This is a genomic window from Amycolatopsis sp. NPDC045836 (genome assembly GCF_056431745.1).
The window spans coordinates 68183-90673 of record NZ_JBWKKF010000009.1 but is presented as its reverse complement, the minus strand read 5'-3'; the positions used below and the strand labels follow the sequence as shown (position 1 = coordinate 90673).

The window sequence follows — 22491 nt, the reverse complement described above, 5'->3', positions numbered from 1 at the left end:
TAGTCTCGCGGTGGCGAAGGGAGTTGATCACCGTGGGTGGTGGGCACGCGGCGGGCACCGGTCGGCGGGCGACCACCGAATTCCCGGCGGACTGGGGTGGCCGCCGGATCGTCCGGTTGATCACCGACGTGGCGGGCCGGCCGGACGAACCGCCGTGGCGGCAGCCCAACGGCCGGTGGCGGGCGGCGGGCGTGCGGGACGGCGTGTCCATCGTGGTGGTGGTCGAACCGGACGGGCGGGTGCACACCGGCTTCCCGATCGCGGGCCCCGGCGTGGTGCGCAATCCGGACACCGCCGCCGACCCGGCCAATCCGACCGTCGCCGACCTCACCGAAAGCCGGGTCAGCTTCTACGCGCTGAACCTGCTCAAGCACCTGGCGGACCGGCTGGCCGCCGACGCGCTGGCGCACTACCACGGGCTGTACCTGGCCGGTGAGTGGGAAGAACTGGTGGACGTGCTGGCCGCGCACCTGGTCGTCGAGCGGACACCGCTGAGCGTGGACGAGTACGCCGATTTCGAACGCCTGCTCAACGCCTACGACATCCCGAAACCGGGCTTCCTCTACCTGAACGACCGCGAGCACGTGCTGAAGGTGCTGCGGCCCTGAGTCGCTCAGGACGCTTTGGTCAGCGGTTCGGTGGCTTCGCACAGGGCGTCCAGCGGCAGCCGGACGGCGGTGGCGATGGCCGTGACGGTGAAGAACGCGGGCGTCGGGATGCGGCCGGTCTCGATCTTGCGCAGGGTCTCCACCGAGATCCCGGCCTCCGCGGCCACCTCGACCATGCTCCGCTCCCCGCGGGCCGCCCGCAGCGCGGCACCCAGCCGCTCACCACGTACCCGCTCTTCTTCGGTCAACGGAACGCGCACCATGCCGTCCAGTCTAGTCGCCCCGTTGTCCCCAGGCTGTGGACAACTCGGTGCACAGTTGGGGACAACTTCGCCGAAACCGGAATGACACCTGAAAACTTGTATCCGGAAGCCCTCCTCGCACGTCTGAACCAGCAACGACTCGTTCCCAGCGAGGAGGTCGACGATCGTGATCGCAGGTCTGGCGCTGCTGGTCCTCGGGCTGGGGGTGACGCTGCTGGTGGTGCTCAGCGGCGCGCTCCACCACGAGCAACTCGACATGACGGCAAAAAGGGGCCCCGCCGAGCGGAAGCTCGACGGGGCCTTCGTGCCACAACCGCGGAGAGGATGACGGGTCAGGGCGTGGGCAGCGGCATGCCCGGCAGGCTCTGGTCGTTCGGCACGATGCCGTCGACCAGGTAGTCCTCCACGACCTTGTCCACCGGCGCGTTGCCACCGGCGTAGATGCCGTGGTCACCCTCGTCGGTGACGGTCAGCATCCGCGAGTTGGCGAACGCCTGGTGCGCGCGCTGCGCGCCCTCGAGCGGGGTCGCCGGGTCGTGCACCGACTGCACGATGACCACCGGCGGCACGCCCTTGCCGTTCACCTTCGGCAGCGAGATCGGCTTGTGCTTCCAGAAGATGCACGGCTGGATCAGCCAGCCGGCGCCCAGCAGCGGCAGGTCCTGGTCGATCAGCTTCTGCGACTGCTTGATCACGCTGCTGCGGGTCCCGGTCCACGGCCCCTCGTTGCAGGGGATGGTCCAGAAGCTGGCGTCGTAGGCGTCGTCGTAGTCGGTCGGCACCACCAGCGGCTGCGGGCCGATCACGTCGTCGGGCTTCTGCTCGGCCTTGACCTTCTGCGCCGCCGCCGACTTCTGCTCGGCGGTGGTGCTGCCCTCGGTCAGCGTGCGCACGGCCACCAGGTACTCGGCGAGCACCGGGAAGTTCCGCTTGCCGTAGAGGTAACCGGGGATGGTCGAGTCGAACTTCGCCGCGCTGACCTTCTCGCCGTCCAGCTCGACCGGGTTCTGCGTGAGCTTGGCCCGGACCTGCTCGTAGGTCTGGCGGGCGGCCTCACCGGTGTTCCCGAAGTGGTAGACCGAGTCGTACTTGGCCAGCCACGGCAGGAAGTCCTGGCGCCAGCGGCGCTCGAAGCCCAGCGGCTGCCAGTCGAACGACTTCTGCCAGGTGGTGGTGAACTCGGTGGCCGAGTCCAGCACGAACCGGCCGACGCGGTTGGGGAAGTAGGTGGCGTAGTGCGCGCCCATCCAGGTGCCAGCCGAGTACCCGACCCAGTTGATCTTGTCGCGCTTGAGCAGCACGCGCAGCAGGTCGATGTCGCGGGTGGTCTGGTAGGTGTTGATCAGCGGGCCCAGTTCGCCGGACTTGACCTGGCAGGAGTTCGCCGCGTACTTGGTGGCGTCCAGGATCAGGTTCAGGTTGCCCTTGGACCGGTCACGCGGGTCCAGGTCACCGCCGGTGCCGATGGCCCCACCGCAGGTGATGTTGGTGCTCTTGCCGGTGCCGCGCGGGTCGAAGCCGACGATCTCCTGGCTGGCGCGCAGCTTGGCCTGGTTGCGCAGCCGGGCCGGGAAGCTGCGGCCGGGCGCGCCGGGGCCACCGGGGTTGGTGATCACGCTGGCGGTCGCCTCGCCGCCGGTCGCCTTGAGCCTGCTGACCGCGATGGTCAGGTCGATCTTGTCGCCGGTGCGGTCCCAGTTGCGCGGGGTCTGGTACGTCGCGCACTCGATGCCCTCGGCACCCGGCGGCGGTGCGGTGGGCAGTTCGTCGCCGGTGCAGGTGTGCCAGTTCAGCACCTGGCCGGCGTACTGCGCCGGGATGTTGGTCGAGTTCAGCGGTAACCCGCCCGTCGCGGCCGGATCGGCCAGTGCCGGGGTGACCCCGGCGAGCAGGCCGCCCGCCACCATCGGGATGACCACGGCGGTGCGCAGTCTTTTCATGTGTTGCCCCACTTGTCTCTTCGGTGTGTTCGCCCGTTTTCCTGGCGTACGCGGAAGTCGATGGCGGGTCATTGATATCGGCCCGGCCCGGCCTCGGCAACAGCCATTGGTCGGATATCGGGTCATCCGCCCGGTAACGGGGCGGTGCCGAGGTTCCGCAACTTCCCGGTCACCGGGACATCGGTTTGCGCGAAGCAGGTGAGGTTGGTGAATCCCTGTTCCCATTCGGTCTGGCTGGGCCAGCGCCAGGTGGCGACCACGTCTTCGCGGGTCGCCGTGCCCAGGTACTTGGTCAGCGTTTCACCGCAGACCGGCCGCGCGGCGGCGTTGAATTCGTCGGGCGTGGGCAACGGGTCGGTGTGCTTGCCCATGGTGACCACGCGAAGACCCTCCGCGTGGTGCGGTTCGGTGCAGGCCACCCGTTTCACCGCCGCCTCCAGCGGTTTGACCGCGGAGCACAACTGGAATTCGAAGAACTTCTCGCCGTTGAGCGCGCCCTTGACCGAACCGGTCCGTTCGACCGCTTTTCCGTCGGTGTCCAGTTGTGCCACCCCGCACCGGTACCAGCGGTGGCCGGCGGCCCAGTCGGGGGCCGGTGCCCACAGCATCCAGGCGGCCAGGGTGGAGGCGTCGAAGTCGGTGCTGCCGAGGTACTTGGCGGCTTCGGCCCGGCAGTCCGGCAGCGCCGCCTTGAAGATGACGTCGGCTTCCGGCCGCGCGGCGGGCAGCTCCGGGCCGAAGGTGCCGGCCTTGGTCACCTCGACGTGGTGCGGCTTCGAGCAGTCGACCGGGGCGGGGCTGGTGCCGAGCACGCACTGCCCCGGCTGGGCCACCGGGGTCTGGCTGGGGGCCTTCGCGCTCGGCGCGGACCGCTCGGCGGACGGCGGCCCGGCCTGGGCCCGGCCACCGACCTCGGTGGCGCAGCCGGAAACCGCGAGCGCGGCGGCGAGCAGTCCGATGCGCACCCGCCCGCCGGTCGACCGTGCCATGTCAGCCACCCCCGATCAGAGTCGCGCCCGACCCTATCCGACAGCCTTTCCCCAGTTCGCGGGTGTCGGGAGCAAATCGATACCGGACACGGGTGACGCACGGGGGCGGAGGTTCTAAGGTCAACGCGATCTCCACCGCCGGAGTGCGCTAAGAGGAGTTTGGTGAGGCCAATGTCGACCGGTAAGCCCGGGGGCCGGGTAACCGGGCTGGTGTTCAGCCCGTGGAACCTGCTGCTGATCATCCCGTTGTGGGTCGTGATCACCCCGCTCTACAACTTCGAAGAACCCCGCCTGATCGGGATGCCGTTCTTCTACTGGTTCCAGTTCGCCGGCATCGCGGTCGGGGTGCTCTGCACCACCGTGGTGTACCTGATGACGAAGCACAAGCCGACCAGCCGGACCAGCCTGCCCGAGTCCGATGTGGACGAGCTGGACGAGGGGAGTGCCCGGTGAGCGAGATCCAGTGGCCGGAGCTGATCATCTTCACCCTGCTCTTCGCGGTGGTCACCGTGCTCGGCTTCGTCGCGTCGCGGTGGAAGGCCGGGGACACCCTCGACCACCTCGACGAATGGGGCCTCGGCGGGCGCAAGTTCGGTTCGTGGATCACCTGGTTCCTGATCGGCGGTGACCTCTACACCGCGTACACCTTCGTCGCCGTGCCCGCGCTGCTGTTCGGCGCCGGTGCCGTCGGGTTCTACGCGCTGCCGTACACCATCGTCGCCTATCCGATCGTCTTCCTGCCGCTGCTGCGGTTGTGGTCGGTGTCGCGTTCGCACGGCTACGTCACGCCCGCCGACTTCGTGAAGGGCCGCTACGGTTCGCCGCTGCTGGCCACGCTGGTCGCGATCACCGGCATCGTCGCCACGATGCCCTACATCGCGCTGCAGCTGGTCGGCCTGGAGTCGGTGCTGCGCACGCTCGGCTTCAACGCCAGCGGTTTCCTCGGTCACCTGCCGCTGCTGATCGCCTTCATCATCCTGGCGGTCTACACCTACCAGTCCGGGCTGCGGGCGCCGGCGCTGATCGCGTTCGTCAAGGACATCCTGATCTACGTGGTGATCCTGGTCGCCGTGGTCTACCTGCCGAGCAAGCTCGGCGGCTGGGAGTCGATCTTCAGCGCGGCCGACGCCAAGTTCGACGCCAGCCCGGCGGCTTCGGACGGCATCTTCCTCAACGCGAACAACCAGCTGCAGTACGCCACGCTGGCCTTCGGCTCGGCGCTGGCGCTGTTCCTGTACCCGCACTCGGTGACCGGCGTGCTGGCCTCACGCGGGCGGAACGTGATCAAGCGCAACATGTCCGCGCTGCCCGCCTACTCGCTGCTGCTCGGCCTGCTGGCGCTGCTCGGGTTCGTGGCCATCGCCGCGGGCACGAAGGCGATCACCAACGAGGCCACCGGGCGCCCGGACGGCAACACGATCATCCCGCAGCTGTTCGCCGACCAGTTCCCGTCGTGGTTCACCGGCATCGCCTTCGCCGCCATCGGCATCGGCGCGCTGGTGCCCGCCGCGATCATGTCCATCGCCGCGGCGAACCTGTGGACGCGCAACGTCTACAAGGAGTTCCTCAAGAAGGACGCCACGCCGAAGCAGGAGGCCAAGCAGGCCAAGCTGGCCTCGCTGATCGTGAAGTTCGGCGCGGTGGCGTTCATCCTGTTCATCGACCCGCAGTTCTCCATCGACCTGCAGCTGATCGGCGGGGTGATCATCCTGCAGACGCTGCCGTCGGTGGCGCTTTCGCTCTACACCAGGTGGTTCCACATCTGGGGGCTGGTGGCCGGCTGGGTGGTCGGCATGGGCTGGGGCATGCTCCTGCTCTACAACATCCCCAACCCGGCCAGCGGCAAGGCGCACTTCGGCGGTTCGGCGCTGGCGCTGGACAAGATCGACCTCTTCGGCTGGCAGCCGTTCGCCGGTTCCCAGGTGCAGATCTACGTCGGCATCGTCGCCCTGGTGGCGAACCTGGTGGTGGCGGTCCTGGTCACCGCGGTGGCCCGGCGGCTGAAGGTGGCCAACGGCACCGACCAGACCAACGACGCCGACTACCACGTCGACGAGGACGACAAGAACCTGCGCGCGGTCGGCGTGCACTAGGGGCGAGCCGGGGTCGTGGGGGGCTCCACCCGCACGACCCCGGCCGAGCACCACGCTGCCGCGAGTTCACCGGCTCAGCACTCGCAGGTGGCCAACCGGCGACGCAGGAACCGTTGCTGCGGTTCGGAGTTCGGCAACGCCAGCGCCGCCCGGTAGTAGCCGGCCGCCCGCGCCGGTTCGCCCGCGAGCAACCACAGCGCACCGAGCGCGGCCGGGAGCCGCGGGTACGCCGCCGGCCGCGGTTCGTGCTCCAGCCGTTCCAGTTCGGCGATGCCCGCCGCCGGGCCGTCCGCCATCGCCAGCGCGATCGCCCGGTTCAGCCTGCCCGCCGGTGACGGCCGCAGGGCCAGCAACTGGTCGTACAGGCCGACGACGCGGGGCCAGTCGGTGTCCGGGGTCGTGTGGCACAACGCGATCGCCGCCTCCACGTGGTACGCCGACAGCTCGGGTCCGGTGCAGGCGGCCGCGAACAGCCGCGTGCCTTCGGCGATCATCGAGTGGTCCCACCGCGTGCGGTCCTGCTCGTGCCACAGCAGCAGGTCGCCGTCGGCGTCCACGCGCGCGGGCAACCGGCTGGCCTGCAACAGCATCAACGCCAGCAACGCCCGCGCCCTCGGCAGGTCGGTGCGCCGGTCGGCCAGCAGCAACCCGGCCAGCCGGACGGCCTCCCCGCACAGCTCACCCCGGATCGCCGACTCCCCGCCGCTGGCCTGGTAACCCTCGGTGAACAACAGGTAGAGCACCGCCAGCACACTGTCCACTCTGGACTCGATCGCCGCGGGCACGGCGAACGGCTGGTCGCTCCCAGCCAGCCAGCGCTTGGCCCGGACCAGGCGTTGCGCCACGGTGGCCGGTTTGTCCAGCAGCGCCGCGGCGATCTCCCCGACGCCGAGCCCGCCGACGGTCTTGAGGGTGAGCGCGACCTGGGCGGGCACCGGCAGTTCGGGGTGGCAGCAGAGCACCATCATGGTCAGCTCGTCGTCGGCCGCCGCGGGTTCGCCGAGCCGGTCGAGCAGCAACGGGAGCTTGGCCCGCAGCGAATCCTCGCGGCGCAGCAGGTCGACCGCGCGGTTGCGGGCGGCGCGGAAGAGCCAGCCGCGGGCGTTCTCCGGCACCCCGTGGTGCGGCCAGGTGCGCAACGCCCGCTCGATGGCGTCGGCCACGGCTTCCTCGGCGAGGTCCAGGTGGGCGGGACCCAGCGTCCTGGCCAGCGTGGCGGTGAGCTGCCCGGCGCTGTGCCGGAACAGGTGCTCCACCACGCCGGCCGGGGTGCTCATTCCTCCGAACAGCTCTCGTCGGCGACCTTGCGCAGCTCGATCGGCCCGAACCGCAGGTGCGGGTGGGTGCCGAAGATGCCGGCCGCCTGGTCGTAGTCGTCGGCGGTGATGGTGATGTACCCGCCGACGACCTCCGCCGAGCCGGTGTGCGGACCGTCGGTGGTGCTCAGCGCGTCACCGGAGCGCCGGAGCAGGCGCCCGGTTCTGGCCAGCGGGTGACTGGCCCGCAGGCGGCCCTCCCGCGTCACCCGGTCGGTCCAGGCCAGGTACTCCTCGAGCACGCGCTGCGCTTCGCCGGGGCTGAGGTCCTCGACGCTCTTCTCCTCGCGGCGGAGCAGGCCGATGTAGTCGGGCATGTGTTCCCTCCTCGTTCGTCAGGTGCCCCGAAGACGAACGAGCCCCGCCGGAATCGACACCTACAGCTTCAACCGCCAGGTCTGCCCGAGCACCACCGGCCCGAAGTCCGCGGTCGGCTGCTCGTCGACCAGTTCGAACCCGGCGGCCTGGTAGATCCGGCGGGCCGACGACAGCAGGCTCACCGTCCACAACTCCATCGTGGTGTACCCGACCGACCGCGCGAAGGACACGCACTCCTGCACCAGCCGCGCACCGACCCCGTGCCCCCGCGCACTCGGCTCCACCAGCAGCAACCGCAGCTTGGCCGTCTGCTCGCCGGCCCCGCGGGCGCACATGATCGACCCGACGCGCTCGCCGTCCAGTTCCGCGATCCACACCGCCTCGCGCGCCGGGTCACGCCCGGTCAGGTAGTCCGAAACGATCCGGGCGACCAGCGCCTCGAACCCGTCGTTCCACCCGTACTCCCTGGCGTAGACCGCCCCGTGGCGCTGCACCACCCACCCCAGGTCGCCCGCCCTCGGCGCCCGCAGCACCACCGTCGGATCGTGCTCCCCGCCCACGATCCGCGAGATGGTCCGCATCGCCTCCAGCAGCTCCACCTGCCGGTCCTCACCGAACCGCCCGAGCAACCCCCGGATCTGCTCGGAACTCCGGCGATCCAACTCGGCGAACACGCCGCGCCCGCGGTCGGTCAGCCGCACGATCTGGCGCCGCGCGTCCTCCGCGCTCCGCTCGCGCACCAGCAACCCCCGCCCCGCCAACCGGCCCAGCAGCCGACTGGCATATCCCGCGTCGAGCCCCAGCACGCGACGCAGCTCGCCCACCTCGGTCCACTCCCGCCGGGCCACCTCGAACAACACCCTGGACTCGGGCAGCGAATACTCCGCGTCGGCCGGCCCCTCGTCCAGCACCCCGATCACCCGCGTATACAGCCGGTTGAACGCCCGAACTTCCCCAACCCGATTCACCTGACAACCACAACAAAAACCACTGACGAAGTCAACCATTAATCCACAAGAGGTCCCCCAGTGGAGACAGCAGGAGTTGGTTCCTCGCCAACAAGACCAGCGCCCGCCAGTGCAAGGACCTCGCACCGCGGGGGTCCGGGGGCTCGGCCCTCCGGCATACCCGCAGCTCACGGCCACGGGAAAGGGGATGCCGCAGGCATCCCCTGAACATGGAAACCCCGTGATGCTGCCAGGTCGGGGGTCCGCCAGCATCACGGGGTCATCAGGGGTATCGACGCCTGGTCGGGTGGCGTTACACCCCGCTCGTATTGTGTTCTACGTCACTCGTGTGGGGGAAATTCCACCCGGTCCACGAGGGGTCAGCGCATGTGGGGCTGACGGGCCTGGGCGATCGCGATCAGCTCCTGACGAACAGTCGCGGTGGCCGCGGTGTCGATCGCCCGGTTCAGCGCCCGGCGAGTACGAGCCTCGGCGCGGCGGGCACGGAGCTTGGCGGCGATGTTGTTCATCGGTGTGTGCATCCCCTTCAAGGGTGTCGCTGGATCTCTCGGCTTACGTGGTCTAGTATGCCCGACCTCGCGGCAGATTGCCAACGATTATCCGGTGATCTGGCGCACGAGCCGATGAATCATCGGCAAACAAGGAGTAGACCCGACGAACCAGGTGAGCCCGGTAACCCTCTTCAGCTCTATCGTGGTGTATTGCTCAAAAGCTAGATAGTCGAAGAGACCGCTACGCCCCGGCGCGGTCGGGAGGAGTCCACCGGGCCGACGGCCCGGGACCGGTGCTACTCGTCGATCCGGCTGAGCAGGTAGTGGCCGAAGTGCGGCACGGTGAAGGCGATCCGGCCGCGTTCGGCGGAGAAGACCAGGCCCTTCTTCATCAGGTTGTCGCGCGCCGGTGACAGGCTCGACGGCTTCCGTCCCAGGTAGACGGCCACGTCCGAGGTGCTCGCCGCCTCGTCCCGCCCCTGCGTCAGCTCGGCCATCGCCAGCAGGTACTCGCGTTCGGCCGGGGTGGCGCGCTCGTACCGCGAGCCGAAGAAGCCCACCGCCAGCTCCGACTCCGCCTCCGGCGCGGCGACCTGCACGTCCTTGACGGTGATCGGGTCGTCCGGCGCGGCGTCCCAGGCCGCCTTCGCGTACGCCTGGATGAAGTACGGATAACCGCCGGACGCGTCGAACAACGCGTCCAGCGCCTCCGGCTCGATCCCGGCGTCCTCCCGGTCGATCGGCGCCAGCACCGCCCGGTCGGCGTCCTCGCGGTCCAGCCGGTCGATGCGGGCGTACCGGAAAAGGCGCTCCGAATAGGACTTCGACGCCGACAGCACCGCGGGCACGTGCGGCAACCCGGCCCCGACCACCACCAGCGGCGCCCCCGACTGGGACAGCTCGTGGCAGGACGCGCACAACGCCGAGACGTCCTCCGGCCCGAGGTCCTGGATCTCGTCGATCAGCAGCGCGACCCCGGTGCCGACGTCCGCGGCCAGCTCGGCCACGTCGGTGAACAACTCGGCCAGGTCGATCTCGATGTCGCCGGAGTCGGCGCGCCCCTGCGCGGCGGGCACGTCGATGCCCGGCTGCCAGCGGTCACGCAGCTTCGCGTCCGGTTTCGCGGCCCGCAACGCGAACGCCTTGAGCACCCCCAGCACCGATTCGACGCGGTCCGGGGCGCGGTGGCGGACCGCGAGGTCACGGATGGCGCGGTGCAGGGCGGCGGACAGCGGGCGCCGCAGCTCGGCGTCCGGCCGCGCCTCGATCTTGCCCGCACCCCAGCCGTGCCTGATCGCCATCGACCGCAGTTCACCGAGCAACACGGTTTTCCCGACCCCGCGCAGGCCGGTCAGCACCAGGCTGCGTTCCGGGCGGCCGCGGGCGACCCGTTCCAGCACCACCTCGAAGGCGTGCAGCTCGCGCTCCCTCCCGGCGAGTTCGGGCGGGCGCTGGCCGGCGCCGGGGGCGAACGGGTTGCGGATGGGGTCCACTCTCGAACGGTATCGGGCTTTCTAGCGCCGCACCGATAATGAGCCAGAAACCCCGAGGTGTGTCGTGGCCAGGTCTGCAGCCCTGGCCACGGGCCTAGTCGGCGAGGTGGCGCTCGCCGTAGACCTTCATCGCGTCGCGGACGTACTCCGCGGTGCCCTTGCCGTGCCGGTCGTAGTTCGCCGTGAACCGCTCGTCCGACACGTACAGCTCGCCCAGGCCGATGAAGTAGCACTTGCTCACCTCACCGGTCCCGGCCAGCCAGTGGTGCTGGCGCCGGGTGATCGCCTGCGCGACCTCGCCGTCCGCCGGCTCACCCGCCCGCATCGCGTCGGCGAAGTCGCGGGCGATGTCGACCTGCTCCTGCTGGAACGCCCGCTTCTCGGCGTCGCTCAGCGAACGCCACCAGCGGTCGCCCTTCTCGTAGGCGTCCTTGCCCCAGCGTTCGACGACCTCGTCCTGGTACCGGGTGTGGTCGAACCCGTCGAAGACCTCTTCTGCCATCAGTTGCTCACCTCCTTCCGTTTTCCGCAGGGTCGTGCGCACCGACTCGATCTGCCGTCCGAGCCGGTCCCGCTCCTGTTCGAGCAGGGCGAGGTGGGTGCGCAGGGCAGCGGCGGTGTCCTGCTGCCCGGCCAGCACCTCGGCGATGGCGGGCAGCCCGAGCCCCAGTTCGCGCAGCAGCAGGATCCGCTGCAGGCGCACCAGGGCGCGTTCGTCGTAGTAGCGGTAACCGTTGCGCCCCACCCGGGTCGGCTCCAGCAGCCCGACCTGCCCGTAGTGGCGCAGGGTGCGGCTGGTGGTGCCCGCCGTCCGCGCGATGTCCTGAATCGACCATTCCATCGTTCAACCTCAGTTCAACCTCGCGGAATCCACGGTAGAAGTTGACGCTGCGTCAAGGTCAACCCGGAATTCAGAAATCCGTTCCGCACCACGGCGTGACGGGACTGTGGAACAGCGCATCCGCCCTGGCCAGTGCCTCCGGCCGACGAACGTCGATGCGCCCGATCCCGGCCAGTGCGCTCGGCGACCACCCGCCGAGGTAGAGCATGGCCAGGGTGTCCACGTCCAGGCTGAGGTCGGCTTCGGCGTCCGTGCGCTCCACCCCGTCCTGGCCGATCCGGTAGCCACCGGTGTTCTCCGGCAGCCGGAGGTCACGCACGTGCAGCACCACCGGCTCGGCCACACCGCAACTCCTGGACGCAAGCGCTTGCGCCACGTCGGTCAGCCGCAGCCAGAGGTGGTCCTGCACCGCCCTGACCTGGGCCGCACGGGGATTCTCCAGCATCAGCTCGACGGGCTCGTCGATCGGCCTCGACGTGAAGCGGATCCTGGTCACCAGATCGATCGACAGCAGGTACCGCCACAGCCCGGCGATCGCCCCCGGAGCGGCGGCGTGCAGGTCGCGCACCTCCACGGCGGTGCCCGCGGCGGGCTGGTCGAAGGTGCCGAGCGGCACCGTGCGGTAGGTGGCGAACCCGTCGTCGGCGCCGTGCCGGTCGCGGTGCACGGCGACCAGGTAACCGTCGCGGTCGAGGACGCGGTCGTGCCCCCACGGCCACCACCGTTCGTCCCGCGTGAGCATGCCCGGCCGGTGCGGGGCGATCCGCGAGTACACCTCGCGGGGCACGGTCCGCGCGTCGGCGGCGGAGAGCAGCCGCACCGAACCGGTCACCGGCGCGTCCGAGCGGAGCCGCGCGCTCGCGCGCTCGACCACGACCTGCTTGACCTGGCACGAGACGCCGTAACCGAAGCGGCCGTAGATGGTGGCCTCGCTGGCGTGCAGCACCGCCGCCGGTTCACCGCGGTCACGGCAGTCGCGCAACTGGCCGGTCAGCAACGCGGTGCTCACCCCGCGCCGGGTGCGGTCCGCCCGCACGCCGACCCACGCCACCGCGGCCGCGGGCACCCGGCCGCCGGGCACCGCCAGGTCGACGGCGGTGGAGGTGGTCAGCCCGATCGGCAGGCCCTCGTCGAAGGCGGTGAACGTCCGGTCGGCGGTGAACACGCGCTCGGCGATCGCCCACTGCTCGTCGGTCAGCGGCGGGAAGTGCAGGGCTCGGGCCACCGTTTCCAGTGCGGGCCGCAGTTCGTGCGCCTCGGGTCGCCGGACGGTGAAGTCGGTCATGGCGGTGATCCTCCCAGGGTTCACCTGGACGTCGCCTGGGCCTGGTTGAGTCGCCTGCCATGAGAACCCTCCCCAAAGCGCTGGTCGTGGCGGTGGCCGCGACCGTGCTCGGCACCTCCGCCGCGCAGGCGTCCCCCCGCAAGGAGTTCGACATCCAGGCGCACCGCGGCGGGCTCGGGCTCACCGTGGAAGGCACGCTCGCCGCCTTCTCCACCGCGCTCGAACTCGGCGTCACCACGCTGGAACTGGACATCCAGATCACCAAGGACGGCCGGGACGTGGTCACCCACGACCGGAAGACGAACCCGGCGAAGTGCGCCGACACCCAGCCCGCCTTCCCCGGCGACCCGGCGTTCCCGTACGCGGGCAAATACGTCAAGGACCTCACCTTCGCGCAGGTCCGCACGCTGGACTGCGGCTCGCAGAAGCTGCCCAACCACCCCGGCCAGCAGCTTTCCCCCGGGGCGAAGATGCCGACCCTGCGTGAGGTGTTCGACCTGGCGCGCGAGCACCACGCCTGGGGCATCCGGTTCAACGTGGAGACCAAGGTCGAGGCGGCCGCACCGCACGAGACGGCCCCGCGTGAGCAGTTCGTCCAGCGGGCGGCCCGCGAGATCACCTTCTCCGGCTTCGCGCACCGCACCACCGTGCAGAGCTTCGACTGGGGTGCGTTGATGCTGATGCGCCGGACCGCGCCGTGGCTGAAGACGGTCGCGCTGACCCAGCCGGAGTTCCTGCAGGCCGGTCAGCCGGGCAAGTCGCCGTGGCTGGGCGGGCTGGACATCGACGACTTCGGCGGCAGCCCGGTGCGCGCGGTGAAGTCGTTCGGGGCGAGCGCGCTCTCGCCGGTGCACGGCAATCCGCAGGGCGGCGCGGTCGGTGACCCGAACTACCTGCCGTTCACCACGAAGGCGCTGGTCGACGAGGCACACCGGGCGGGGCTGAAGGTGGTGCCGTGGACGGTCAACGACAAGGCGACCATGCACAAGCTGATCGACGACGGCGTGGACGGCATCATCACCGACTACCCGAACCGGCTGCGGGAGGTCGCCGCCGAACGCGGGTTCGAGCTGCCGCGGGCCTATGCCGGTCGATAACGGCGTATGAGCCTTTCTAGCGCTGACACTAGAAAGGCTCATAAGGGGTGAGATCCCGCGGATGTGGGTACGTTCGAAGCAAGCTTGAATTGCTGTCGGAGAGGTGACCCCGTGATTCTGCGCCGATTGGCCCGCCCCCTGCTCGCGTCGATCTTCATCAGCGGCGGCATCAACGCGCTGCGGCAGGCGGAGGGCCACGCCGAAGCCGCCAAGCCGCTGCTGGACAGCACGGTCGGCAGGTACGCCGACAAGCTGCCCGCCCAGGTGCCAACCGATCCGGTGACCCTGGTCCGGGTGGACGCCGGGCTGAAGCTCGCCGCAGGCACGCTGTTCGCCCTCGGCAAGGCCCCGCGGCTGTCCTCGCTGGTGCTGCTCGGCAGCCTGGTGCCGACCACCGTGGCCGGCCACCCGTTCTGGGCGGAGAAGGACGAGCAGGCGAAGCAGCAGCACCTGATCCACTTCCTGAAGAACGCCGGTCTGGCCGGTGGGCTGATGCTCGCCGCCGCCGACACGCACGGCAAGCCCTCGCTGGGCTGGCGCGCCAAGAAGGCGGCGAAGGTGGCGAGCAGGCAGGCCCAGTCCCTCCAGCGGTCGGCGGGCAAGCAGGCCCAGAGCTGGCAGAAGAACGCCGAGAAGCAGACGCGCAAGGCCCGCAAGCGCGCCAAGCAGCTCACCAGCTGACGCGAAAGGGGGCATCCCGCACCGGGATGCCCCCTTCTCGCTACTTCTCCAGGATCGCGGTGATGCCCTGGCCACCGGCCGCGCACACCGAGATCAGGCCCCGCCCGGAGCCCTTCTCGTGCAGCAGTTTCGCCAGCGTGGCCACGATCCGGCCGCCGGTCGCGGCGAACGGGTGCCCGGCGGCGAGCGAGGAGCCGTTCACGTTCAGCTTCGACCGGTCGATCGAGCCCAGCGGCGCGTCCAGGCCGAGCTTCTCCTTGGCGAAGGCGTCGTCCTCCCATGCCTTCAGCGTCGCCAGCACCTGCGACGCGAACGCCTCGTGGATTTCGTAGAAGTCGAAGTCCTGCAGGGTCAGGCCCGCCCGCTCCAGCATCCGCGGCACCGCGTACGCGGGCGCCATCAGCAGCCCTTCGTCCCCGTGCACGTAGTCGACGGCCGCCGTCTGCGAGAAGGTCAGGTACGCCAGCACGGGCAGCTTCCGCGCCTTCGCCCACGCCTCGCTCGCCAGCAGCACGGTCGACGCGCCGTCGGTGAGCGGCGTCGAGTTGCCCGCGGTCATCGTGCCCTGGGGACCACCGAACGTCGGCTTCAGCTTCGACAGCTTCTCCACGCTCGAATCCGGCCGCAGGTTCTGGTCCCGCGACAGCTTCAGGAACGGCGTGAGCAGGTCGTCGAAGAACCCGCGGTCGTAGGCGGCGGCCAGGTTCCGGTGGCTCGCGGCCGCCAGTTCGTCCTGCTCGGCGCGCGAAACCTCCCACACCTTCGCGGTCAGCGCGGCGTGCTCACCCATCGACAGCCCGGTGCGCGGCTCGGCGTTGCGCGGGATCTCCGGCACGATGTGCCCCGGCCGGATCTTCGCCGCCAGCTTCAGCCGCTCGCCGACCGTCTTCGCCGCGTTCAGCTGGACCAGGATCTGCCGGAGGTCGTCGTTCACCGCGAGCGGCGCGTCGCTGGTGGTGTCCACGCCACCGGCGATGGCCGAGTCGATCTGCCCGAGCGCGATCTTGTTCGCCACGGTGACGATCGCCTGCAAACCGGTGCCGCAGGCCATCTGCAGGTCGGCGGCGGGCGTCTCCGGCGAAAGCTTGCTGCCGAGCACGCACTCACGGGCCAGGTTGAAGTCGCGGGCGTGCTTGAGCACCGCACCGGCGGCCACCTCGCCGATCCGTTCGCCCTGCAGGGAGAAACGGCTGACCAGGCCGTCCAGCGCCGCGGTCAGCATGTCCTGGTTCGAGGCCTGCGCGTACGGGCCGTTCGACCGCGCGAACGGGATCCGGTTGCCGCCCACGATGGCGACCCTGCGGACCGGCGGTGCCTTCTTCGTGGCCATCTTTCCTCCGAGGCGAAGTTGTGAGGTACTCCGAGTGTAACCTACTCGCTAGTAGGTTAGGCTGCACGGTGACACCGGACGCAGGGAAGGGATGGTCATGGCCGACAGGTACCAGCAGTTCGCGAAAGGCCGGCTCGGGCGGTTCCTGGTGCCGCGGCTGGGGTTGCCGAACCCGTACCCGCTGCGCCGCTACACCGCGGGTCAGGCCCCGCTCGACGGCCCGGCGCTGCTCGGCGCGGCTCCCGGCGGACGGCTGGAGAAGGCGCTGGCCACCCAGCTCGCCGACGCCGGTGTCGAGGTGCTCACCACCCCGGCAGGCGGCAGGCACGGCGCGCTGGTCTTCGACGCCACCGGCATCACCGAACCCGGCCGCCTGCGTGAGGTGTACAAGTTCTTCCAGCCGGTGATCCGGCAGCTGGTGCCCTCGGGCCGGGTGGTGGTGCTCGGCACGCCGCCGGAGGTGGTTGAGGGCCGCGAGCGGATCGCGCAGCGCGCGCTCGAAGGGTTCGTCCGCTCGGTCGGCAAGGAGCTCAAGCGCGGTGCCACCGCCCAGCTGGTCTACGTGGCCGAAGGCGCCGAGGAAGCCACCGAGTCGACGCTGCGGTTCCTGCTGTCGGCCAAGTCCGCCTTCGTCGACGGCCAGGTGATCCGCGTCGGCACCCACGGCAAGACCGCGCCGGCCCCGGAGAACTGGGCGAAGCCGCTGGACGGCAAGGTCGCGCTGGTCACCGGTGCCTCCCGGGGCATCGGCGCGGCGATCGCCGAGGTGCTCGCCCGCGACGGCGCCCACGTGGTCGCGCTCGACATCCCGGCGCAGGGCGCGGACCTGTCCAAGGTGGCCAACGAGATCGGCGGGGCCTCGCTGCAACTGGACGTCACCGCCGCCGACGCGCCCCAGCAGCTCGCCGACTACCTCACCCAGCGGCACGGCGGGGTCGACGTGGTCGTGCACAACGCCGGCATCACCCGCGACAAGACCCTCGGCAACCTGACCGAGGGCCACTGGGACGCGGTGCTCTCGGTGAACCTCGCCGCGCAGCTCGCGGTCAACGACAAGCTGCTCGCCGACGGGGTGCTCAACGACAACGGCCGCATCATCGGCGTCTCCTCGATCGCCGGCATCGCGGGCAACCTCGGCCAGACCAACTACGCCACCAGCAAGGCGGGCGTGATCGGCATGGTCGACGTGGGCGCGCCGGAGCTGGCGGCCAGGAACGGCACGATCAACGCGGTCGCCCCCGGCTTCATCGAAACCCAGATGACCGCGGCGGTGCCGGTGGTGATCCGCGAGGTCGGGCGGCGGCTGTCCAGCCTGGCGCAGGGCGGGCTGCCGGTGGACGTCGCGGAAACCATCGCCTGGTACGCCAACCCGGCTTCGGCCGCGGTCAACGGCAACGTGGTGCGCGTGTGCGGCCAGGCCTTCCTGGGAGCGTGAGATGACCACCACCAAGGAACTGAGCGCGGCCCCCAGCCTCGGCGCGCTGTACCCGAAGGCCCTGCTCGGCGGCCTGCGCCAGGGGCCGTCCGGCGGGCAGTTGCCGGACACCGAGTTCGTGCGCACCGGCGTCACCGTCGATCCGGCGCACCTGGCCGCGTACAACCGGGTCTGCGGGTTCCGCTTCGGCGACGAACTGCCCGCCACCTATCCGCACGTCCTCGCCTTCGGCCTGCAGATGGCGCTGATGACCGAGCCGGACTTCCCGTTCCCGCTGCTCGGCATGGTGCACGTGGCGAACCGGATCACCCAGCGCCGCCCGGTGCTGCTCGGTGAGCGGTCCACCGTGCGCGTGCGGGCGGAGAACCTGCGCCCGCACGAGAAGGGGCAGCAGTTCGACGTGCTCAGCGAGCTGGTCCCGGACGGTGAGGACGCTCCCGTGTGGACGGACGTGAGCACCTACCTGCGCCGCGGTGGTGGTTCGGGCGGCAAGGGGCCGGGCGAGCGGCTGGCGCCGCCGTCGCCGAACGCGATCTGGCGGGTGCCCGGTGACATCGGCCGCCGGTACGCCGAGGTGTCCGGGGACCGCAACCCGATCCACCTGCACCCGCTGACCGCGAAGGCGTTCGGCTTCCCGGCCGCGATCGCACACGGCATGTGGACCAAGGCGCGCAGCATGGCCGCGTTCGAGGGCAGGCTGCCCGGGGCGTTCACCGTGGACGTGAAGTTCAAGCTGCCGGTGCTGCTGCCCGGCGAGGTCGCCTTCACCAGCTGGGCGACCGGCGACGGCTGGGCGTTCGAGCTGTGGGGCGCGAAGAAGCCGAAACCGCACCTGGCGGGTTCGATCGCTGCGGTTCAGGGCGGCGCGAAGCGCTCCGTTGAGGGCGGTGGCGGGCGACGGGCGGGCTAGGGCTCGGCCGGCTTCCAGACGGCACCTTCGACCAGGTCGTTGAACCCGAGCCAGACCAGGTTCATCAGCCAGGAGGCGAGCACGCCGTCGGAGATGTTGGGGTGGTCGAGCGCCCAGTCGGCCAGCGATTCCGCGGCCCCGACCAGTGCCGCGGACAGGCCCTCACCGGAGAACTCGGCCTGCTCGGCGAGGCCCTTGCGGGTGCCCGCCGAAACCACCAGCGCGGCCACCAGCTCGATCGCGCGCTTGCGCATGTCGGTGATCTCGGCGGCGAACGGGCCGCCGACCACCAGCGCCTGTCGGTGCAGCACGGTCCACGACTCGCGGTACTCGGCGACGAACCGGTAGAACGAGCGCAGGCCGTGCCAGAGCTGCATGTCCGGCGGCAGGTCCGGCTGGACCCCGGCCTGGATGGCCTCCAGCAGCCGGGTGGCCTCGCGGCGGATGCACTGGGCGAACAGGTCCTCCTTGGAGCCGAGGTAGGTGTAGATCATCGGCTTGGAGACGCCTGCCACCTCGGAGATCTCGTCCATCGACGCCGAGTGGTAGCCGTACTGGGCGAACACCTGCACGGCGGCGTCCAGGATCTGCCGCTCCCGGACGGCCCGCGGCAGCCGCTTGGCGCGCTCGGGTGGATTCTGCACTTCCTCGGACACCTCTACCTCCCTCGTCCGGTGAACGCTACCGGGCTCGCGACCGGCGGTGTCACGGCACGGCGGCATCGGCTTGCCGAGTTACCTACTGATGAGTAGGCTACTGTTCGGTAAGTGGACGGGAGGCCGGCGTGGAGGACATCGAGCTGCTCGACGGCCCGGCGCTGCTCGAGGCACTGCGAACGGCCGACCTGCGGCAGGTGGAGCCGGCGCAGTTCGCGCGGATCATCGCCGGGGCGTCGAACGCGCAGCTGGACACCGTCGTCGGCGACCGGGCGCTGCGGGAGAAGGTGCTCGGCGAGATCTTCCGCCGGATGAGCGCGCACCTGCGTCCCGATCGGGCGGCCGGACTGGACGCGGTGGTCCGCTGGCGGCTGACCGGCGGAGCCGACGCCGATGGCCACGACCGCTTCGAAACGATCATCCGGGACGGCGCCTGCGCGGTCAGCCGGGTGCCGACCGAGAAACCGCGGGTGACCATCACCCTCTCGCCGGTGGACTTCTTCAAGCTCATCACCCACCAGGCCACCCCGGCGGTCATGTTCGTCACCGGCCGCATCAAGGTAAAAGGCGATCTCGCATTCGCGGCCGGGCTGATCGGTTTCTTCGATCTTCCCAAGCCCTGAACGGCGACCTACACTCGTTCCCCGTGTCTTCGAACCCGGTCACCTGGCGCGAGCGCTGGCGCGGCACATTGTTGCGCCGCAGCCGGCTGCCCGCGCCGCGCCCGCACGCGGAATCGGTGCTGGACGCGTTCGCCGGCGAACTGGAATTCCGCAGGCTGAGCCCGGCGCAGTTCGTGCAGGTGCTGGAAACCCTGCACATGCTCGGGTCGGTGGGCGCCGGGATCGAACTGTCCTCGTTGTCCACGCAATTGCTCGTCGACGTGGTCGGCAGCGCTTCGAAAGAGCAGATCAACGAGCTGGCCGCACACGACGAGTTGCGCCTGGTCTTTCTCGACGAGATATTCCGCAGGATGTCCGACCACCTGATCCCGGAAAAGGCGGAAAACGCGGAATTCGTGATCGGCTGGCGTTTCCACCGGGGCGACGGCGAGCCCCCGTTCGACCGCTACCAGACCGTGGTCGAGGACGGGGTCTGCGTTTCCAGCAGCGACCTCGGCCGCTCCCCGGACGCCACGGTCACCGCCTCCGCCGCCGACTTCATCCGGATGGCCACCGGGGTGACCGCGGCCGCGGCCATGTTCGTCACCGGCCGGGTGAAGGTCAAGGGCGACTACGCGCTGGCCGTCCGGTTCAGCAGCTACTTCGACATCCCGAAGGCTACCCCTCGATAACCGGGTGCTTCCCGGGCCGGGACGGCTCGTCGGGGTCGACCACCTCGCTGTCCACCACGATCACCCCGCCCCGGAACGGCGAGCGCGGGTGCACCGAGCGCTTCTCGATCCGCCGCAGCCAGGCGCGCCGGAACACCCCGCGCGTCGGCGGCAGGATCATCAGCAGCCCGGCCACGTCGCTGACGAAGCCCGGCAGCATGATCAGCAGGCCACCGAGCCCGATCAGCATGCCGTCGGTCACCTCGTTGTGCGCCGACCGCCCCGACCGCGCCGTCTCCACGAACGCGCGCGCCGCCTTGCCCCCCTCGCGGCGAGCCAGCCACGAGCCGAGGAACGCGCCCGCCAGCAGCAGGCCGATCGTGCCGAAAAAGCCGATGGCCGAGCTGACCGCCCAGACGGCCGCCACCTCGGCTACCACGTAGAGCAGGAAAACCACAGCCATGTCCGGTTCAACGACCCAGCGGCCCGTTTTGCTCCCGCCGGGGTGACCGGTCGTGGGGAACCGGCCGACCTGCCCGGTCGGGGCCTGGCGCGGCGGCGCTGGTGGGTCAGGTGTCCAGGTAGGCGGCGGCCTGCAGGGTGAACAGCTCCGCGTAACCGCCGTCCAGGGCCATCAGCTCCTCGTGCGTGCCGAATTCGGCCAGCTTCCCCCTCTCCAGCAACAGGATCTTCTCCGCCCGCCGGACCGTGGAGAACCGGTGCGAGATGTAGAGCGTGGTGCGGCCGTGCGCCAGCTCCCGCAACCGGGCGAACAACTCGTGCTCGGCTTCGGCGTCCAGTGCCGACGTCGGTTCGTCGAGCAGGAGGATCGGGGCGTCCCGCTGGAACGCCCTGGCCAGCGCCAGCTTCTGCCACTCACCGCCGGACAGGCTGATGCCCTGGTCGAACCACCGGCCCAGCGGGCTGTCGTAGGTCTTCGGCAGCCGTTCGATCCGGTCGGCCACCCCGGCGCGGCGGGCGGACTCCTCGATGCGCGGGCGGTCGGTCACGTTGTCGATGTCGCCGAGACCGATGTTCTCCGCCGCCGTGGCGTGGTAGCTGACGTGGTCCTGGAACATCGCGCTCATCCGCCGCCGCAGCTCGTCCGGGTCGAACTCCCGGATGTCCACGCCGTCGAGCAGGATGCGCCCGCCGGTCGGGTCGTACAACCGGCACAGCAGCTTCAGCAGGGTCGACTTCCCGGCCCCGTTCCGCCCGACCACGGCGACCGTGGTGGCCGGTTCGATGGTGAAGCTGACGTCGTCGAGCGCGGGTTCGTCGGCACCCGGGTAGCGGAAGCTGACCCGCTCGAAGGTGACCCGCCCGCGCACCGGCTCCGGCAGCGGCTTCGGGTTCGGCGGCGCCACGATCTCCGGCTCGGTGGCCAGGAACTTGTACAGCGTGTCCAGGTAGAGGTTGTTCTCGTACATGCCGGTGAAGGCGCTGAACAGCCCCTGCACCGAGGACTGCACGGCGGTCGCGGCGGCGGTGTACAGCGCGAGGTCGCCGAGCGTCAGCCGTCCCGCCACCGCTTCGAGCGCGATGTACAGCGCGATCGCGGACCCGGCGAGGGTGGACAGCAGGCTCCACGACGCCCCGGCCAGGTTCCGGTTGCGGATCAGCCTGCGCTGCTTGCCGTAGGCGGCCGTGCTGATCCGGTGGAACCGGTCGACCAGGTACGGGCCGAGGCCGAACAGCTTGGTCTCCTTGGCGTGGTTGTCCGTGGTGACCAGCATGGACAGGTACTCCATGCGCCGCCGGAACGGCGAGAGCATCAGGGTCAGCGTGAACGCGCGGGCGCCGTACTTCGACTGCGCGATGAACGCCGGGATCGGCGCCACCAGCGCGACCAGGGCGAGCAGCGGGCTCACCGTGACCAGCAGGGTGATCATGCTGCCGAAGGTGATCGAGGTGCGGATCAGCCCGAGGCCGGAGGTCAGCATGGACACCGGGCGCTGCGGTGCCTCCCGGTCGGCCTGGCGCAGCAGGTCGTAGGACTCCGAGCCCTCGAAGAAGGCCAGGTGCAGGCGGCTGGCGTGGGCCATCACCTGGTGGCGGATGGTCAGCACCATGCGTTCGGTGAGCAGCTGCTGGCAGATGTTCGTCAGCGCGGTGGTGATCGCGGTCAGGGTGAAGACGCCGAACTGGAACACGGCCAGCCAGACGATCGCGGTGGTGGTGCCGTGCCCGGAGATGGCCGCGACCACGGCGTCCATCAGCAGCTTGGCGGCGTAGGCGGTGAGCGTCGGCGTCAGCCCGGCGACCAGGGTGAGCAGCGCGATGCCGATGGTCAGCAGGCGGCCGGCGCCCCAGGTCAGCCGGGCGACCCTGGGCAGGCCGCGGACCGTGCCGCCGACCGCCTCGCGCACGCGCTTGAAGCGGGCGGCGAGGTCCGCCGGTTCGTCCGGGGCGGGGCGGGGATCGGGAATGCTGATCGGGCCGGTGAGCCCGCTTTCGGTCGCCTTGCCCGCGCGGCGCATCAGGCGGCGCAGGCCGGGCGGTCC

General features: G+C 70.3%; 24 protein-coding genes. 10 read left to right on the top strand and 14 right to left on the bottom strand.

What is annotated here, in order from left to right; translation table 11 throughout:
* The first annotated feature begins 32 nt into the window (after window positions 1-32).
* The gene (locus AC07EG_RS19090) at window positions 33-608 is read left to right on the top strand and encodes an EndoU domain-containing protein (protein WP_478254679.1); all 576 of its coding nucleotides are present in this window, start codon (window positions 33-35) and stop codon (window positions 606-608) included.
* A 5-nt stretch (window positions 609-613) separates the two neighbouring features.
* On the opposite strand, the gene AC07EG_RS19085 is transcribed toward AC07EG_RS19090, so the two are convergent.
* Window positions 614-871, bottom strand: a complete 258-nt coding sequence (locus AC07EG_RS19085) for a helix-turn-helix domain-containing protein (RefSeq protein ID WP_478254447.1) — start codon at window positions 869-871, stop codon at window positions 614-616.
* A gap of 166 nt (window positions 872-1037) precedes the next feature.
* Between AC07EG_RS19085 and AC07EG_RS19080 the strand changes: the two genes are divergently transcribed.
* Window positions 1038-1199: a hypothetical protein gene (locus AC07EG_RS19080; RefSeq protein ID WP_478254446.1), complete on the top strand. Its 162-nt coding sequence runs from the start codon at window positions 1038-1040 to the stop codon at window positions 1197-1199.
* Window positions 1200-1203: 4 nt separating this feature from the next.
* On the opposite strand, the gene AC07EG_RS19075 is transcribed toward AC07EG_RS19080, so the two are convergent.
* Both AC07EG_RS19075 and AC07EG_RS19070 read right to left on the bottom strand, forming a co-directional pair.
* Window positions 1204-2811: an alpha/beta hydrolase gene (locus tag AC07EG_RS19075; protein WP_478254445.1), complete on the bottom strand. Its 1608-nt coding sequence runs from the start codon at window positions 2809-2811 to the stop codon at window positions 1204-1206.
* Window positions 2812-2933: 122 nt separating this feature from the next.
* Window positions 2934-3800, bottom strand: a complete 867-nt coding sequence (locus AC07EG_RS19070) for a septum formation family protein (protein WP_478254444.1) — start codon at window positions 3798-3800, stop codon at window positions 2934-2936.
* 171 nt (window positions 3801-3971) lie between these two features.
* Here AC07EG_RS19070 and AC07EG_RS19065 point away from each other — a divergent pair, with 171 nt between their 5' ends.
* Entirely contained in the window at window positions 3972-4253 is a 282-nt protein-coding gene (locus AC07EG_RS19065) for a DUF3311 domain-containing protein (RefSeq protein WP_478254443.1), read from the top strand.
* Window positions 4250-5893 (top strand): monocarboxylate uptake permease MctP, encoded by a 1644-nt coding sequence (gene mctP / locus AC07EG_RS19060; protein ID WP_478254442.1) that lies wholly within the window; start codon window positions 4250-4252, stop codon window positions 5891-5893. The genes AC07EG_RS19065 and mctP overlap by 4 nt, the downstream gene beginning before the upstream one ends.
* A gap of 74 nt (window positions 5894-5967) precedes the next feature.
* On the opposite strand, the gene AC07EG_RS19055 is transcribed toward mctP, so the two are convergent.
* From AC07EG_RS19055 to AC07EG_RS19025, 7 genes are all read right to left on the bottom strand, one after another.
* Entirely contained in the window at window positions 5968-7170 is a 1203-nt protein-coding gene (locus AC07EG_RS19055) for an RNA polymerase sigma factor (protein ID WP_478254441.1), read from the bottom strand.
* Window positions 7167-7526 (bottom strand): YciI family protein, encoded by a 360-nt coding sequence (locus AC07EG_RS19050; protein WP_478254440.1) that lies wholly within the window; start codon window positions 7524-7526, stop codon window positions 7167-7169. The genes AC07EG_RS19055 and AC07EG_RS19050 overlap by 4 nt, the downstream gene beginning before the upstream one ends.
* Before the next feature lie 60 nt (window positions 7527-7586).
* A complete protein-coding gene (locus AC07EG_RS19045; protein ID WP_478254439.1) occupies window positions 7587-8534 on the bottom strand; it encodes a bifunctional helix-turn-helix transcriptional regulator/GNAT family N-acetyltransferase in 948 nt (315 codons plus the stop codon).
* A 320-nt stretch (window positions 8535-8854) separates the two neighbouring features.
* Entirely contained in the window at window positions 8855-9016 is a 162-nt protein-coding gene (locus tag AC07EG_RS19040) for a hypothetical protein (RefSeq protein ID WP_478254694.1), read from the bottom strand.
* A 266-nt stretch (window positions 9017-9282) separates the two neighbouring features.
* Window positions 9283-10479, bottom strand: coding sequence for an AAA family ATPase (locus AC07EG_RS19035; RefSeq protein ID WP_478254438.1), 1197 nt, complete (start codon window positions 10477-10479; stop codon window positions 9283-9285).
* A 94-nt stretch (window positions 10480-10573) separates the two neighbouring features.
* Window positions 10574-11320, bottom strand: coding sequence for a MerR family transcriptional regulator (locus AC07EG_RS19030; protein WP_478254437.1), 747 nt, complete (start codon window positions 11318-11320; stop codon window positions 10574-10576).
* A 70-nt stretch (window positions 11321-11390) separates the two neighbouring features.
* Window positions 11391-12605 carry a GNAT family N-acetyltransferase gene (locus tag AC07EG_RS19025; RefSeq protein WP_478254436.1) on the bottom strand — a complete coding sequence of 405 codons (1215 nt, stop codon included), beginning with the start codon at window positions 12603-12605 and terminating at the stop codon, window positions 11391-11393.
* 59 nt (window positions 12606-12664) lie between these two features.
* Between AC07EG_RS19025 and AC07EG_RS19020 the strand changes: the two genes are divergently transcribed.
* Both AC07EG_RS19020 and AC07EG_RS19015 read left to right on the top strand, forming a co-directional pair.
* A complete protein-coding gene (locus AC07EG_RS19020) occupies window positions 12665-13702 on the top strand; it encodes a glycerophosphodiester phosphodiesterase family protein (RefSeq protein WP_478254435.1) in 1038 nt (345 codons plus the stop codon).
* 111 nt (window positions 13703-13813) lie between these two features.
* On the top strand, window positions 13814-14383 hold the full coding sequence (locus AC07EG_RS19015; protein ID WP_478254434.1) for a DoxX family protein: 570 nt from the start codon (window positions 13814-13816) through the stop codon (window positions 14381-14383).
* 40 nt (window positions 14384-14423) lie between these two features.
* Here AC07EG_RS19015 and AC07EG_RS19010 read toward each other — a convergent pair whose 3' ends face one another.
* The gene (locus AC07EG_RS19010) at window positions 14424-15713 is read right to left on the bottom strand and encodes an acetyl-CoA C-acetyltransferase (RefSeq protein WP_478254433.1); all 1290 of its coding nucleotides are present in this window, start codon (window positions 15711-15713) and stop codon (window positions 14424-14426) included.
* A gap of 97 nt (window positions 15714-15810) precedes the next feature.
* Here AC07EG_RS19010 and AC07EG_RS19005 point away from each other — a divergent pair, with 97 nt between their 5' ends.
* On the top strand, window positions 15811-17148 hold the full coding sequence (locus tag AC07EG_RS19005; protein WP_478254432.1) for a 3-oxoacyl-ACP reductase: 1338 nt from the start codon (window positions 15811-15813) through the stop codon (window positions 17146-17148).
* 1 nt (window position 17149) lies between these two features.
* On the top strand, window positions 17150-18058 hold the full coding sequence (locus AC07EG_RS19000) for a MaoC/PaaZ C-terminal domain-containing protein (RefSeq protein WP_478254431.1): 909 nt from the start codon (window positions 17150-17152) through the stop codon (window positions 18056-18058).
* Here AC07EG_RS19000 and AC07EG_RS18995 read toward each other — a convergent pair.
* The gene (locus tag AC07EG_RS18995) at window positions 18055-18714 is read right to left on the bottom strand and encodes a TetR/AcrR family transcriptional regulator (protein WP_478254430.1); all 660 of its coding nucleotides are present in this window, start codon (window positions 18712-18714) and stop codon (window positions 18055-18057) included. The genes AC07EG_RS19000 and AC07EG_RS18995 overlap by 4 nt on opposite strands.
* 128 nt (window positions 18715-18842) lie before the next feature.
* Between AC07EG_RS18995 and AC07EG_RS18990 the strand changes: the two genes are divergently transcribed.
* A complete protein-coding gene (locus AC07EG_RS18990; protein ID WP_478254429.1) occupies window positions 18843-19337 on the top strand; it encodes an SCP2 sterol-binding domain-containing protein in 495 nt (164 codons plus the stop codon).
* 119 nt (window positions 19338-19456) lie between these two features.
* Complete coding sequence (locus AC07EG_RS18985; RefSeq protein WP_478254678.1) at window positions 19457-20008, top strand: SCP2 sterol-binding domain-containing protein; 552 nt, start codon at window positions 19457-19459, stop codon at window positions 20006-20008.
* Here AC07EG_RS18985 and AC07EG_RS18980 read toward each other — a convergent pair.
* Both AC07EG_RS18980 and AC07EG_RS18975 read right to left on the bottom strand, forming a co-directional pair.
* The gene (locus AC07EG_RS18980; RefSeq protein WP_478254428.1) at window positions 19995-20450 is read right to left on the bottom strand and encodes an FxsA family protein; all 456 of its coding nucleotides are present in this window, start codon (window positions 20448-20450) and stop codon (window positions 19995-19997) included. The genes AC07EG_RS18985 and AC07EG_RS18980 overlap by 14 nt on opposite strands.
* 106 nt (window positions 20451-20556) lie before the next feature.
* Window positions 20557-22467 (bottom strand): ABC transporter ATP-binding protein, encoded by a 1911-nt coding sequence (locus tag AC07EG_RS18975; protein ID WP_478254677.1) that lies wholly within the window; start codon window positions 22465-22467, stop codon window positions 20557-20559.
* Window positions 22468-22491 lie beyond the last annotated feature (24 nt).